The organism is Thermobispora bispora DSM 43833 (assembly GCF_000092645.1).
GTDB lineage: Bacteria > Actinomycetota > Actinomycetes > Streptosporangiales > Streptosporangiaceae > Thermobispora > Thermobispora bispora.
Genome location: NC_014165.1, coordinates 2094212 through 2107810, shown reverse-complemented (window position 1 = coordinate 2107810; position 13599 = coordinate 2094212). Strand labels below are relative to the sequence as shown.

The following is a 13599-nucleotide window of genomic DNA, read 5'->3' as shown; positions in this document are numbered from 1 at the left end:
GTCTCGCGCCGGGCGTGGCACCGCACCACCGCGCGTGCCGCGCCGGCGCTCCCCGGCCACCGTGACCCGGCGGCGCCGGCCGGCGTGCCCGGTCACCGCCGGGGCGCGCGGGGACCGCCATGGGCCCTCCCGGAGCCCGTGGGCCGCCCCGAAGCCGATCCCCCGTGATCCGTGCGCCCGCGCCGGGGAGGCTGCGCCGGGAGCGGGAGAAGGCCCGGGAACGCCCGTGTCCGTGCGCGCCCGCGCCGGGGAGGCCACTCCGGCGTGCGCTCGAGCCTCGTCCTCCCCGTATCCGTGCGCCCGCGCCGGGGCGCCGCAAGGCCGGTTAGCATTGCGGCATGACATGGATCTTCGTGGCCGCCGGCATCGGCACCGCCGGGCTCGCCGTGCTCGCGGTGCTCACCCTGCGGGTGGCGGCGGCCGCGCGGGATCTCGGCCGGGAGCTTCACCGGGCGAGACTCCGGCTGGAGGGCGGGTCGGCCGGCCGGGCCGGCGGCGCCCATCCGGACCGGGTGGGGCGCGGGTGAATACCACGGCCGTTAACGCGTACGATCGGTGATGAGGTACCTCACCCGTCGTTAAGGAATCGTCATGTCACAGATCGGTGTGCCGGAACTGCTCCTGATCCTCCTCGTCCTGGTGCTGCTCTTCGGCTCCAAGAAGCTGCCGGAGACCGCCAGGGCACTGGGCCAGTCCCTCCGCCTGTTCAAGAAGGAGACGTCCAAGCTGAACGAGGAAGAGGAGCAGCCGGCGGCGAAGGCTCAGCAGCAGGCACAGGCCCTCCCTCCGGGCGCCACCCCCTCGGTCGAGGAGCGGCTGCGCGCGCTCGAGGAGGAGAACCGGCGCCTCCGGGCCGCGGTCGAGGCGTCGGGCACGACCGAGGCGAACAAGGACCAGCGGCCTAGCTGACCCGTCCGGGGCCTGCCGCCCCCTTCCCCGATCAGGATCTCCGAATGGCGCTGCTGAAACGGTCGAGGACCCAGCCCGACGACGGCCGGATGACGCTCATGGAGCACATCCGTGAGCTGCGCAGCCGCCTCATCAAGAGCATCGCGGCGATGGTCGTCGCCACGGCGGTGGGCTTCGTCTTCTTCGACCCGGTCTGGTCCTTCATCACCGGCCCGTACTGCCGGCTTCCCCAGGCGTACAAGATCACCGATGGGAACGCCTGCAGCCTGGTCGTCCACGGGATCCTCGACGGGTTCATCGTCAACCTCAAGGTCGCGGCGATCTTCGGGCTGGTGGTGAGCTCGCCCGTCTGGCTCTACCAGATCTGGGCGTTCGTCACCCCCGGCCTCTACGAGAACGAGCGGCGCTACACGCTCACCTTCCTCGGCCTGGCCATCCCGCTGTTCGGCGCGGGCGCCACGCTGGCGTACTTCACCATGGACCGCGGCCTGTCGCTGCTGCTGTCGCTGGTCCCGGAGAACGCGATCCCGCTGATCGACGTCAACGCGTATCTCGGGTTCGTCCTGCTGATGCTGCTGGTCTTCGGGATCTCGTTCCTGATGCCGCTGCTGATGGTGTTCCTCAACATCATCGGCGTGCTGCGGTTCCGGACCGTGGCCAAGCACCAGCGGATGGTGATCTTCCTCCTGTTCGTGTTCGCCGCCGTGGCCACCCCCAGCCAGGACCCGTTCACCATGCTCGCCCTGGCGTTGCCGATGGTCGGGCTGTTCTACCTCGCCGAGGTGATCATGTACTTCCGCGACAAGAAGCGGGACCGGGAGGAGGCCGAACGCGCCCGCGCGCTGGAGGAGGAGCTCGACGGTCCGGTCCAGACCCGGGAGCAGGCGCAGCCCTAGCCGAGCGGGGCATACCCCGGCTAGGTTCCGGGTGTGCCCGATGAACTCGTCCTCCTGGTCAACCCCGCCGCCCGCGCCGGCCGTGCCGTACGGCTCCTCTCCCCGGTCCTCGACCGCCTGCGGCAGACCGGTCGGCCGGTATCCGTGATCACGGGAGAGTCCGCCGCGGACGCCCTGGCCCGCGCCCGCGAGGCCGTCGCCCGGCGCCCCGGGGCGCTGGTCGCCTTCGGCGGGGACGGCATGGTCCATCTCGCGGTGCAGGCGGTCGCCGGCACCGGTGTGCCGCTCGGCATCATCCCCGTGGGCACCGGCAACGACATCGCCGACGCGCTCGGCATCCCGCGCCGGTCCCCGCTGGCCGCCGCCGACGTCGTGACCGGGGGTGAGGTCCGCGCGTTCGACGCGGGCCGGATCCGCACGGCCGGCGGCGAGGAGTGGTTCGCCAGCGTGGTGGCCTGCGGGTTCGACTCCCGGGTCAACGAACGGGCCAACCGGATGACCCGGCCGCAGGGCATGGCGCGGTACCTGGTCGCCATGGTGCAGGAGCTGCGCGCGTTCACCCCGATCCCGTTCCGGATCACCATCGACGACGGCGAGGTGATCGAGCGGGAGGCGATGCTCGTCGCGGTCGCCAACACCCGGTCCTACGGGGCGGGCATGCGCGTCTGCCCGGCCGCCCGGCCCGATGACGGCCGGCTTGACCTGCTCATCCTCGGCGCGGTGTCGAAGGCGGAGTTCCTCCGGGCGTTCCCCCGGGTGTACCGGGGGAGCCACGTCGATCACCCGGCGGTCACCATCCGGCGCGCCGCGCGGGTCACCGTGGAGGCGCCCGACGTGGTCGCCTACGCCGACGGGGAGCGCATGGGTCCGCTTCCCGCGGTCTGCGCGGTGGAGCCGGCCGCGATCCGCGTGATCGTCCCGAAGGAATCTACGTTGTAAAGGCGTCGGCCGGTATCACCGAATCCACACAGTCACAAACACAACAACACACCTCCACCACCCAACCCTCACCGACCACGAATCCCCGCCGGTCGGACGGGCGGTGCCGGGCCGTACGGGCCGCGCCGGCCCCGCGGCCGGGTGATCGCCGCGACCGCCGGGGTGACCGGTTGTCGGTAGGGTGGGGGCCATGAGCACGCCTGCGGAACGCTATGCCGCCTTCCGTCAGCAGCAGGCCGAGTTGGGGCCCGCCCTCATGTCGTTCCGGGGCCTGTACGACTTCGAGTTCGACGAGTTCCAGCTCGACGCGTGCCGGGCCTTGGAGGCGGGGGACGGCGTTCTGGTCGCCGCGCCGACGGGATCGGGCAAGACGGTGGTCGGGGAGTTCGCCGTCCACCTCGCCCTGCGGCAGGGCCGCAAGTGCTTCTACACCACGCCGATCAAGGCGCTCTCCAACCAGAAGTACAACGACCTCGTCCGCAGGTACGGCGCGGCCAAGGTCGGCCTGCTCACCGGGGACAACAGCATCAACGGCGAGGCCCCCGTGGTGGTCATGACCACCGAGGTCCTCCGCAACATGCTGTACGCCGGGTCGAGCACCCTCTCCGGCCTCGCGTACGTGGTCATGGACGAGGTCCACTACCTGGCGGACCGGTTCCGCGGCGCGGTCTGGGAAGAGGTGATCATCCACCTGCCGGAGTCGGTCCGGCTGGTCGCGCTCTCCGCCACGGTGAGCAACGCCGAGGAGTTCGGCGAGTGGCTCGGCGAGGTGCGGGGCGACACCACGGTGATCGTCGACGAGCACCGCCCCGTGCCGCTCTGGCAGCACATGCTGGTCGGCAACCGCCTGTACGACCTGTTCGTCACCGGCCGCGACGGCGTCCAGCGGGTCAACCCCGCGCTGCTGCGGATCTCCCGGGACGAGGCGCGGCGCGCCCAGCTCCGCGGCAAGCGCGGGTACGCCCGGCCGGGGCGGCTCCGGCCGCCGAGCCGGCCCGAGGTGATCGAGAGGCTCGACGCCGCGGGCCTCCTGCCCGCGATCACGTTCATCTTCTCCCGGGCGGGCTGCGACGCGGCCGTGATGCAGTGCCGGTACGCGGGCATCCGCCTCACCACCGACGAAGAGCGGGAGGAGATCCGGCGGATCGCCGACGAGCGCACCGCGTTCCTGCCCGAGGAGGACCTCGCCGTCCTCGGCTACCTGGAGTGGCGGGAGTGCCTCGAACGGGGCATCGCGGCCCACCACGCGGGCATGCTGCCCACGTTCAAGGAGATCGTCGAGGAGCTGTTCACCAAGGGCCTGGTGAAGGCGGTCTTCGCGACCGAGACGCTCGCGCTCGGGATCAACATGCCGGCCCGCTCGGTCGTGATCGAGAAGCTCGACAAGTGGAACGGCGAGACCCACGCCGACCTCACCCCGGGGGAGTACACCCAGCTCATCGGCCGGGCGGGCCGGCGGGGCATCGACGTCGAGGGCCACGCCGTGGTGATCTGGCAGCCGGGCATGGACCCGATCGGCGTCGCCCGGCTGGCCGGCACCCGCACCTACCCGCTGCGGTCCAGCTTCCAGCCGTCGTACAACATGGCGGTCAACCTCGTCGGGCAGGTCGGCCGGGAGCGCGCCCGGCTCCTCCTGGAGGACTCCTTCGCCCAGTTCCAGGCCGACCGGGCGGTGGTCGGCCTCGCCCGGCAGCTGCGCAAGGCCGAGGAGGCCCTCGAGGGGTACCGGCAGGCGATGACCTGCCACCTCGGGGACTTCCAGGAGTACGCGGAGTTCCGCCGGCGCCTGTCGGAGCGGGAGGCCGAGCTGGCCCGGCAGCGGGGGATGGCCCGCCGCGCCCAGACCCTCCGCTCCCTGGAGGCGCTGCGCCCCGGGGACGTGATCCGGGTCCCCGGCGGGCGCCGGGCCGGGGTGGCGGTCGTGCTCGATCCGGGGTTCAACGGCCGCGGGGGCGGGCCGAACCCGCTCGTCCTCACCATCAACAAGCAGGTGAAGCGGCTGACCCCGACCGACTTCGCCGTGCCGGTCGAGCCGGTGGAGCGGGTGCGGATCCCGAAGAACTTCAACGCCCGATCGGCGAAGGACCGGGCCGACCTCGTCTCCAGCCTGCGCGCCAAGATCGGCGGCCGGGACCTCGGCAAGCCGCCCCGGGTGCGGGACCACGCGGCCGAGGACGAGGAGATCACCCGGCTCCGCCGGGAGCTGCGCCGTCACCCGTGCCACGGCTGCTCCGAGCGCGAGGACCACGCCCGGTGGGCCGAACGGTATTACAAGCTGCTCCGGGAGACCGAGGCCCTGCGCCGCCGCATCGAGGGGCGCTCCCACGTCATCGCGCGGACCTTCGACCGGGTCTGCGGCGTGCTGGAGCGGCTCGGCTACCTGGAGGGCGAGACGGTCACCTCCGAGGGGTGGCGGCTCGCCAAGCTCTACACCGAGCTCGACCTGCTCACCGCCGAGTGCCTGCGGGCCGGGATCTGGGAGCGGCTCGACCCGGCCGAGCTCGCCGCGTGCGTCTCCTCGCTGGTGTACGAGTCACGGCAGCCGGACGACGGCCGCCGCCCGAGGCTCCCCGCCGGCCCGGTCCGGGACGCGCTCGCCGAGATGACCCGGCTGTGGGGTGAGCTCGAGGAGATCGAGCAGGAGCACGGGCTGTCGTTCACCAGGGAGCCCGACCTGGGCTTCGTCTGGGCGGCGTACCGGTGGGCGAAGGGGTGCGGCCTGGAGGACGTGCTCACCGAGACCGACCTCGCCGCGGGCGACTTCGTCCGCTGGGTGAAGCAGATCCTCGACCTGCTCGACCAGCTCAAGGAGGTGGCGCCCGAGGGCGGGACCGTGCGCCAGAACGCGATCAAGGCGATGGACGCCATGCGCCGCGGCGTCGTCGCCTACGCCTCGGTGGGCTGATCGGCGTGCTGAGCCGGCCCGTCCCGGGCGGGCCGGCCGTACCGGCTCAGCCGGCGCCGAGCGCGTCGAGCAGCCGCCCCAGCGGGCCGTCGAGGCCGTACCGCTCGGACAGGGTGACCAGCAGCTCCGGGTCACGGGGCGCGCGCGGCAGGGTGAGATCGGTGTCAGGGACGGGCGCGTCGGCCGCCACCCGCACGACCACCTCGGCGGCGTCCAGGTACTCGCGGGCGGCGAGCAGCTTGGCGCGCGCGGCCGCGGGGATCGCGCCGGGCTCGCCCTCGTCGAGCGCGGCGCGCAGGGCGGAGAGCGTGCCGAACGTGCTGATCAGCGCGGCCGCGGTCCGCTCACCGATCCCCGGCACCCCCGGGAGGCCGTCGCTCGGGTCGCCGCGGAGCAGCGCGAAGTCCGCGTACGACCGGCCGGGGATGCCGTACCGCGCGGTGATGAACGCCTCGTCGACCACCTGGAGCGCGCGAACGCCCCGCGCCGTGTAGAGGACGCGGCAGGGCTTGGCGTCGTCGACGAGCTGGAACAGGTCGCGATCCCCCGTGACGATCTCCACGGCGCCGGTGGCCCGGGCCGCGAGGGTCCCGATCACGTCGTCCGCCTCGTAGCCGGGCACGCCGATGCGGGCGATGCCGACCGCGTCCAGGACCTGCTCGATGACGGGGAGCTGCGCGGTGAGCGCCTCCGGCACCTGCTCGGTGACGCCGTCCGCGGCGACCCGGTGCGCCTTGTACGCGGGGAGCACGGCCACCCGGAACGCCGGGCGCCAGTCGGCGTCCATGCACGCGGCGATCCCGGCCGGGGAGCGCCGCCGTACCAGGGTGGTGATCATGTCGATCAGCCCGCGCACCGCGTTGACCGGCGTGCCGTCCGGGGCGGTCACCGACTCGGGGACCCCGTGGAAGGCCCGGAAGTACAGGGACGGGGTGTCCAGGAGCATCAGCACCCGTTCATTCTGCTGCGGCGCCCCGGGGTCACGCCGCATAGCGGGCCGGTTCACCCCGCTCGGCGCAGTCCACGACCTGGAGGGCGAGCAGGCAGGCGTCGTCCTCGGGGTTCGGCCCGCCCAGCGCGTCGATCAACATGTCGAGCCCGGCGTCGAGGTCGGGCTGGCCGGCCACGGCACGGGCCGCCTTGACCGCGAGCCCCATCCCGGCGCCGATGTCGCGGGTGCGCCGCTCCACCAGCCCGTCGGTGAACATCAGCAGCAGGTCACCCGGCTCGAGCGCGGTGCACCGCACCCGGTACCGCGGGTCCGGCACGGCGCCGAGGATCACCCCCTCCGGCGCCCCGATCCGGCGCGCGCCCCCGCGGCGGACCAGGATCGGGGCGGGGTGGCCCGCCTGCGCCCAGGTGAAGCGCAGCCTGGCCACGTCCAGGTAGCCGCAGACCACGGTCGCCGTGGTCTCGGGGAACCTGGTGAGGACGAGGGTGTTGAGCCAGCCCAGCAGCGACTCGGGTGACGCCCCGGTCATGGCGAGCCCGAGCAGCGCCGGCCGGAGCTGGGCCATCCGCGCCACCGCCGCCGCCCCGTGGCCGGAGGTGTCCCCGACGCCGAGGAAGATCCGCCCGTCCGGGAGCGGGGTGAGCTCGTACCAGTCGCCCCCGAGCAGCGCCGCCTCCCCGGCGGGCAGGTAGCGGACCGCGATCCGCACCGACGGCAGGTCGACCGAGGCGCCGGGACCGGGGAGGATCGCCTCACGGAGCGCGGTGATCAGCCGCCGTTCCTCCGCCAGGGCCGCCGCGAACGCCGCGCCGTACTCCGGCCGGTCCCCCGGGTACGGCGGGCCGAGCCCGGGCGCCGGGGCGCCGGTGAACGGGCCTGGGCCGTCGAGGGACCCGAAGGCATCGAGCGAGAGCTCGGCGGTCCGCTCCAGCACGCACAGGGACTGCGGGAGGACCACGGCGGGCCGCCGTTCCCGGCCGTGGTCGTCTACGGGGGAGACAGGTGGCTGAGGGCCACCGGGTACGCCGGCCATGGAGAACTCGCTCTCGGCACAGTCGGGGGGTGGAAGAGGACGGCGATCGACCAATCGTGACCGTCTCACCGCGGAGCGTATCAGGATTCGGCCACCTCGGGTTTGAATTTCTTCTATCCGGTGGAAAAACTTTGTTTTGCCGGGCCGGCGTGCGCGGGGCGGCGGGCCGGCTCGCCGGCACAGCGGCCGGACGGCGGCCTGGCGGGGTGGCACCCCAGAGCCGGTGCCGTGACAGCGAGTGCCTCTGCCCGACTCTCTCGGAGCGACCAGGTGGGGCGCACCCGCTGAGCGACCAGGTGGGGCGCACCGTGGCCGCGTCCGGTAGCTCAGCCGGCAGGGCGCATCGTCCGGGCGAAGAGGTCTCCGTTTCTCCAGCCGTCGATGTCGCCGCGATGGCCTGTGCCGCCGTCGGTGACCTGCGGGGTGTGCGCGACGCCGCGGGGGATTCACGGGTCAACGATCTGAACGGAGGGCGAGCAGGCCGTGACGGTGATCTGGCCGGCTGCGTGCCGGTGACGTCCACGGCCGCGGCCGGGTGGGGGGTTCGCGGCGCATCGTCGTGGCCCCGGGCTCCGAGGGGTGTGGTGCGCTCATCACGTTTCTCCTCCGTCGTCAGCAGGAGCATGCGTAGCTCGGCGATGCCCGGGCGCGGCGCGCGGTGGTGTGGTCGGCTAACCGGTCGCCGTGCCGCCCAGCGGGGCGGTCACCAACCGGGGAAGTCGGCTTGGGCGATCTCGGCACACGTGGGCCATGAGCAGGGCCGCGCCAGGTCGGGTGGGTTCTGCGTGCATGCCACCGTAGGCGCCAGGTGGGGCCAGAAGCACGTCCGGGGTGATGGTGCGGCCGGCCACTGGTCGGTCTGGGATTCACCGGACTCCCGGTTCATGCCGAGATCCGGTACCGCCCAGGGGAAGGCAGGGCTGCTGCATCGACCTGGGCGTCCACCAGAATGCGACAAGGATTCGTACCAGGTGACCGGGCGTGTATAAGACAGGCCCGGATGCAGGCATAGTGCTCCGGGCCTTCACGGTAGGTGCTGCGATCGCTTCAAAATTGCGGTAACGGTGACTCCACCGCTCGAGGACCTTTTCTTCATTCGGTGGAGTATGGCCGGCGACCCCTGGTCGTGGTCGGCACCGATCCGGCTCTTCGGCGACCAGGGGAATCCTGTGACCCAGAACGTCGGGTAGCTATCAATACCAGCTGCTCACTGCGAATACCCCATGGCAGCGGTGAAGGTAGGGGTGTCCTACTCTCAGCTGGCATTCGGCTCGAATGTAGTAGTAATGCCCCTTGCCGCTCCGGTTGACGACGCGCTTGTTCACCTTCTCGCCTTCGCGAAGGAAGTAGTCGCGGGTGGTCATTGACGGCCGCCAGAATTGATTGGTTACGTCCTTACCGTCGTCTCGGTACACCCGAAAGCGTAGGTAGAAAGCGCTTATGAGACTTTTCGAACGGGTGTTGCGGCCATAGACCCCGAGCTGTCCACCGTTGGGAACCCAGACTTTTCGGGTGGTTTTGACCACTCCATTCCGTGTGTCATCGAAAACGATCTTGCTCACTGCCCGCAAGCGGACTTTCTTTGCGGGAGCGGCCCAAGCGGTAGAAGTGGGCTGGACGAGGAGTCCTGGCACGGCAAGCCCTAAGGCCAGGGCCATGGCGGTGACCGGGCGTCTGAGCGAGGACATCGTGATCACGGGATTCCCTTCTCTCGGGGATGCGCCTAACCGGAAGCTTATTGGAATTCGACCTCAACGGAATAGGATTTCTTGCTATCCGGTGCGGAAGACATTGGTTCCTATTCGGTCGTATCGGGAAAAGGGCTGGCCGCATCGGGCAAACGTACCGGCCGTATTAGGAATTGCGGCGCGGTCGGCTCCCTGGCATCGCCGCCGTCCGGCGGCCCGGCGGGGTGGCACTAGATTGGGTCCCGTGACAGCGACCTCTTCTGCTCGACTCTCAGACCTGTATCCGGTGAGCCGGCTCGCGGCGGTCCGGGAGGCCACGGCGAACGCCGGGCTCGGCGCCCTGCTGCTCACCCCCGGCCCCGATCTCCGCTACGTCACCGGCTACGACGCGCTCCAGCTCGAACGGCTCACCTGCCTGGTGGTGCCGGCCGCGGGGGAGCCGTTCCTGGTGGTGCCGCGCTTGGAGCTGCCGGCGGCCGAGCAGTCGCCCGCCGCCCGCCTGGGCATCGAGTTCGTCGCCTGGGAGGAGACCGAGGACCCGTACGCGCTGGTCGCGCGCCGGCTGGGCCAGGTCGAGCGGGTCGGCGTCGCCGACCGCATGTGGGCGCTGCAGTCGCTGCGGTTCCGCGCCGCGATGCCCGGCACCGAGCAGGTGCTCGCCGGGTCCGTGCTGCGCGAGCTGCGCATGCACAAGTCGCCCGCGGAGAAGGCCGCGCTGGCCGAGGCCGCCGCGGCGATCGACTCCGTGCACGAGCTCATCCCGCAGCTGCTCAAGCCGGGGCGGACCGAGCGCGAGGTCGGCCGGGACATCGCCGACGCCATCATCGCGTCCGGCCACGCCCGGGTGGACTTCGTGATCGTCGGCTCCGGCCCGAACGGCGCGAGCCCGCACCATGAGCTGTCCGACCGGGTGATCCAGCCCGGCGAGCCCGTGGTGATCGACATCGGCGGCACCATGCCGAGCGGGTACTGCTCCGACTCCACCCGGATGTACTGCGTGGGCGAACCCCCGGCGGACTTCCTCGCCTACTACGGGGTGCTCAAGCGCGCCCAGGAGGCGGCGGTCGCCCACGTACGGCCCGGCGTGACCTGTGAGTCGGTGGACGCGGCCGCCCGCGAGGTGATCGCCGAGGCGGGGTACGGCGAGTACTTCATCCACCGCACCGGCCACGGCATCGGGCTCGAGACGCACGAGGAGCCGTACATCGTCTCCGGGAACACCGAGCCGATGCAGCCCGGCTTCGCGTTCTCGGTGGAGCCCGGGATCTACCTGCCGGGGCGGCACGGCGCCCGGATCGAGGACATCGTGATCTGCGGCGAGACGGCCGGTGAGCGGCTGAACCACACCACGCGCGAGCTCGTCGTGGTCTGACCCGGGCCACGCGCCGGATCGCCGGCCGGGCGCGCCGCCGCCGGACCGGACTCCCGGACGGGTATGGCGGGGGCGGCACCCTGTTCCGCCGGCCGGGCGCGCCGCGTGCCGCGGGCGCGCCGGCCGGCCAGGGCGTCCGTTATCGGGCCGTTCCGGCCTCAGCCGCAGATCTCTGCGACACGCTCCTCCCGGCGTGACGCCGCGCTGACCTGGCCTAGCGAATCACCATATGCCGCATTAAGGGCGAATTCGGGGAGATGTAACAATCGAAACGGGTCGGTAACCCCGCCCGAAATTCGGATGGTCGAGGAGATCCGTTTCGATGACCATTGACCCGGTTCTGCCCACGCCTGAGGCACGCGACCTGCTCGGGCTCGTCCGTGATCTCGCCATCAAGGAGATCGCGCCGCGCGCCGCCGCCGACGAGTCGGCCGGGCGCTTCCCCCGTGATCTGTTCTTCCTGCTCGGCTCGTCCGGGCTGCTCGGCCTGCCGTACCCCGAGGAGTACGGCGGGGGCGGCCAGCCGTACGAGGTGTACCTGCGGGTGGTCGAGGAGCTCGCCAAGGCGTGGCTCGCGGTCGGCCTCGGGGTCTCGGTCCACACGCTCGCCTGCTTCCCCGTGGCGGCGTACGGGACCGAGGAGCAGCGCAAGGAGCTGCTGCCGAAGATGCTCGGCGGCGAGTGGCTCGGCGCGTACTGCCTCTCCGAGCCGCACTCCGGCTCCGACGCCGCTGCGCTGCGCACCCGCGCGGCCGCGGACGAGGACGGCTACGTGATCGACGGCGTGAAGGCGTGGATCACCCACGGCGGGGTGGCCGACTTCTACACGCTGATGGCCCGCACCTCGGACGAGGGCGCGCGCGGCATCTCCTGCTTCCATGTGCCGGCGGGCGTGGACGGGCTCTCCTTCGGCGCTCCCGAGCGCAAGATGGGCATGCGCTCCTCGCCGACCGCCCAGGTGCGGTTCGACGGGGTGCGGCTGCGGCGGGAGGCCCTCCTGGGCGCCGAGGGTGAGGGATTCAAGATCGCTATGGCGGCCCTGGACGGCGGCCGGCTCGGCATCGCGGCCTGCGCGGTCGGGGTGGCCCAGGCGGCCTTCGAGGCCGCGTCCCGCTACGCCAAGGAGCGGCGGCAGTTCGGCTCCCGCATCGCCGACTTCCAGGGGATCTCGTTCATGCTCGCCGACATGGCGACCCAGATCTCCGCGGCCCGGGCGCTCTACCTGGAGGCGGCCCGGCTCCGGGACGCCGGCCGGCCGTACGGCACGCAGGCGGCGATGGCGAAGCTCTTCGCCACCGACATGTGCATGAAGGTCACCACCGACGCGGTGCAGGTGTTCGGCGGGTACGGTTACGTGGAGGACTTCCCGGTCGAGCGGTACATGCGGGAGGCCAAGGTCCTCCAGATCGTCGAGGGCACGAACCAGATCCAGCGCCTCGTCATCGGGCGTGCGATCGCGAGGAGCTGACCGGTGACATGACTGGGAGTGGTGGCCGGGAAGATCATCGTTTTCCCGGCACACCACTCATGTCGCCCATATCCTGATCTTTGTTGGTTGATCGCTGCTTCCGGTGCGCGCCGGGGGAGGCAATCGCGGACGTGGTTGGCGAGGCGGATGGAATGCGGGGGAAGGAGGCCGTGACCCCCTCTCGGCGCGAGGGCCGCGGCACCGCTACCTTTTCAGGGATGGAAGAGATCGATCGCCGGATCGTGGCGCTGCTCGCGGCGGACGGGCGGATGAGCTTCACCGATCTGGCCAAGCGAACCGGGCTGTCCGTCTCCGCGGTGCACCAGCGGGTGCGGCGGCTGGAGAAACGCGGCGTCATCCGCGGGTACACCGCGCTGATCGACTACGACGCGATCGGTCTCCCGCTCACCGCCTTCATCTCGATCAAGCCGATCGACCCGGCCGCCCCCGACGACGCACCGGAACGGCTGCGGCACCTCGCCCAGATCGAGGCCTGCCACAGCGTGGCGGGGGACGAGAGCTACATCCTCAAGGTGCGCGTGCCCTCCCCGCTCGCCCTGGAGGAGCTGCTCCAGCAGATCCGGGCGGCCGCCAATGTGAGCACGCGCACCATCGTGGTGCTCAGCACCCCCTACGAGCACCGTCCACCGGCCATCCCGATCGATGAACCGCCGGCCGAGGGCGACGACGCGGCGGGCTGAGCGAGCCCGTCCGCGCTCCTGGCGTGTGCGCTGAACCTGCCTTGTTCTCATGCAGGGAGAGGCCGCCCGTGGCGGCCGCGTCGGACGTGCGACCGGCTCGATCCGCGGTCGGCGGGGTAGAGATAGCGCCGGCTTCCCCGGCCGGAGGTGTCGACCGCCGATGCAGTGCCCCGTTGGCGATGCTCATCCCGATCAAGACGTGCGGACGGTGCACGGTCTCCGGTGGCCCGGCCGTGCTTGACCGGTGAATCTCGCACAGTGCCGTCACGGCGCATCGGCGGTTTGGATTGTGCTGGTATTGCCGCGGACCGCTACTCGTCTTAATGGCCTAAGTTGTTGGATATTTCTGAATTTGTGTACCAGTACGCTAGCGGCTTTCCTAGCGGTTCTGGTGCCCCGTCAGGGCGCGTAGCCGGTGTCCTTCGCTGATTGTCCGTATTGTGTGCCGGCCCGTGGAGCCTGGCGCCGGTGAGGCTATGGGTGCGGCGTTTCGCCGCATGTGCGTTGCGGACCCGGTCAGGGCCGTGCACGCCTTCACTGAGATATCCGGACGCCGGACGCCTTTCCCCTTCTGTCGGTGCAGCCGGCTTCCCACTCGGTGCTCGGCGTCGTCGTCATGCACGAAGGTGCTGGTAGAGCCGAGTCCTGAGGTTCGGGCACCGGCATGCGCACGTACCATGCGACCTGCTCACTCCACCCAGCGGCTCTCGCGTCCTCGTCCGGGCGCTTCCCTTCC

Annotated in this window: 11 protein-coding genes; 8 read left to right on the top strand and 3 right to left on the bottom strand. The window is 71.4% G+C overall.

What is annotated here, in order from left to right:
• Window positions 1–338: 338 nt before the first annotated feature.
• From TBIS_RS09040 to TBIS_RS09020, 5 genes are all read left to right on the top strand, one after another.
• Window positions 339–527 carry a hypothetical protein gene (locus tag TBIS_RS09040; protein WP_013132069.1) on the top strand — a complete coding sequence of 63 codons (189 nt, stop codon included), beginning with the start codon at window positions 339–341 and terminating at the stop codon, window positions 525–527.
• A 64-nt stretch (window positions 528–591) separates the two neighbouring features.
• A complete protein-coding gene (tatA, locus tag TBIS_RS09035) occupies window positions 592–909 on the top strand; it encodes a twin-arginine translocase TatA/TatE family subunit (RefSeq protein WP_013132068.1) in 318 nt (105 codons plus the stop codon).
• A 44-nt stretch (window positions 910–953) separates the two neighbouring features.
• On the top strand, window positions 954–1805 hold the full coding sequence (gene tatC / locus TBIS_RS09030; RefSeq protein ID WP_013132067.1) for a twin-arginine translocase subunit TatC: 852 nt from the start codon (window positions 954–956) through the stop codon (window positions 1803–1805).
• 33 nt (window positions 1806–1838) lie between these two features.
• Complete coding sequence (locus TBIS_RS09025; protein ID WP_013132066.1) at window positions 1839–2744, top strand: YegS/Rv2252/BmrU family lipid kinase; 906 nt, start codon at window positions 1839–1841, stop codon at window positions 2742–2744.
• A gap of 190 nt (window positions 2745–2934) precedes the next feature.
• Window positions 2935–5649 carry a DEAD/DEAH box helicase gene (locus TBIS_RS09020; RefSeq protein ID WP_013132065.1) on the top strand — a complete coding sequence of 905 codons (2715 nt, stop codon included), beginning with the start codon at window positions 2935–2937 and terminating at the stop codon, window positions 5647–5649.
• Window positions 5650–5695: 46 nt separating this feature from the next.
• Here the strand turns inward: TBIS_RS09020 and TBIS_RS09015 are convergent, their stop codons facing one another.
• The 3 genes from TBIS_RS09015 to TBIS_RS19055 form a co-directional block, all read right to left on the bottom strand.
• Entirely contained in the window at window positions 5696–6595 is a 900-nt protein-coding gene (locus tag TBIS_RS09015; protein ID WP_041432120.1) for a 5'-3' exonuclease, read from the bottom strand.
• 34 nt (window positions 6596–6629) lie between these two features.
• Window positions 6630–7559 carry a PP2C family protein-serine/threonine phosphatase gene (locus TBIS_RS09010; protein ID WP_013132063.1) on the bottom strand — a complete coding sequence of 310 codons (930 nt, stop codon included), beginning with the start codon at window positions 7557–7559 and terminating at the stop codon, window positions 6630–6632.
• Window positions 7560–8827: 1268 nt separating this feature from the next.
• Window positions 8828–9196, bottom strand: a complete 369-nt coding sequence (locus TBIS_RS19055) for a hypothetical protein (protein ID WP_148231490.1) — start codon at window positions 9194–9196, stop codon at window positions 8828–8830.
• Between the two features lie 370 nt (window positions 9197–9566).
• On the opposite strand from TBIS_RS19055, the gene TBIS_RS09000 reads away from it, so the two are divergent.
• The 3 genes from TBIS_RS09000 (at window position 9567) to TBIS_RS08990 (ending at window position 12863) form a co-directional block, all read left to right on the top strand.
• On the top strand, window positions 9567–10694 hold the full coding sequence (locus tag TBIS_RS09000; protein WP_013132060.1) for a M24 family metallopeptidase: 1128 nt from the start codon (window positions 9567–9569) through the stop codon (window positions 10692–10694).
• A 322-nt stretch (window positions 10695–11016) separates the two neighbouring features.
• The gene (locus TBIS_RS08995) at window positions 11017–12162 is read left to right on the top strand and encodes an acyl-CoA dehydrogenase family protein (protein WP_013132059.1); all 1146 of its coding nucleotides are present in this window, start codon (window positions 11017–11019) and stop codon (window positions 12160–12162) included.
• A 218-nt stretch (window positions 12163–12380) separates the two neighbouring features.
• Window positions 12381–12863, top strand: a complete 483-nt coding sequence (locus tag TBIS_RS08990; RefSeq protein WP_050760480.1) for an Lrp/AsnC family transcriptional regulator — start codon at window positions 12381–12383, stop codon at window positions 12861–12863.
• Window positions 12864–13599 lie beyond the last annotated feature (736 nt).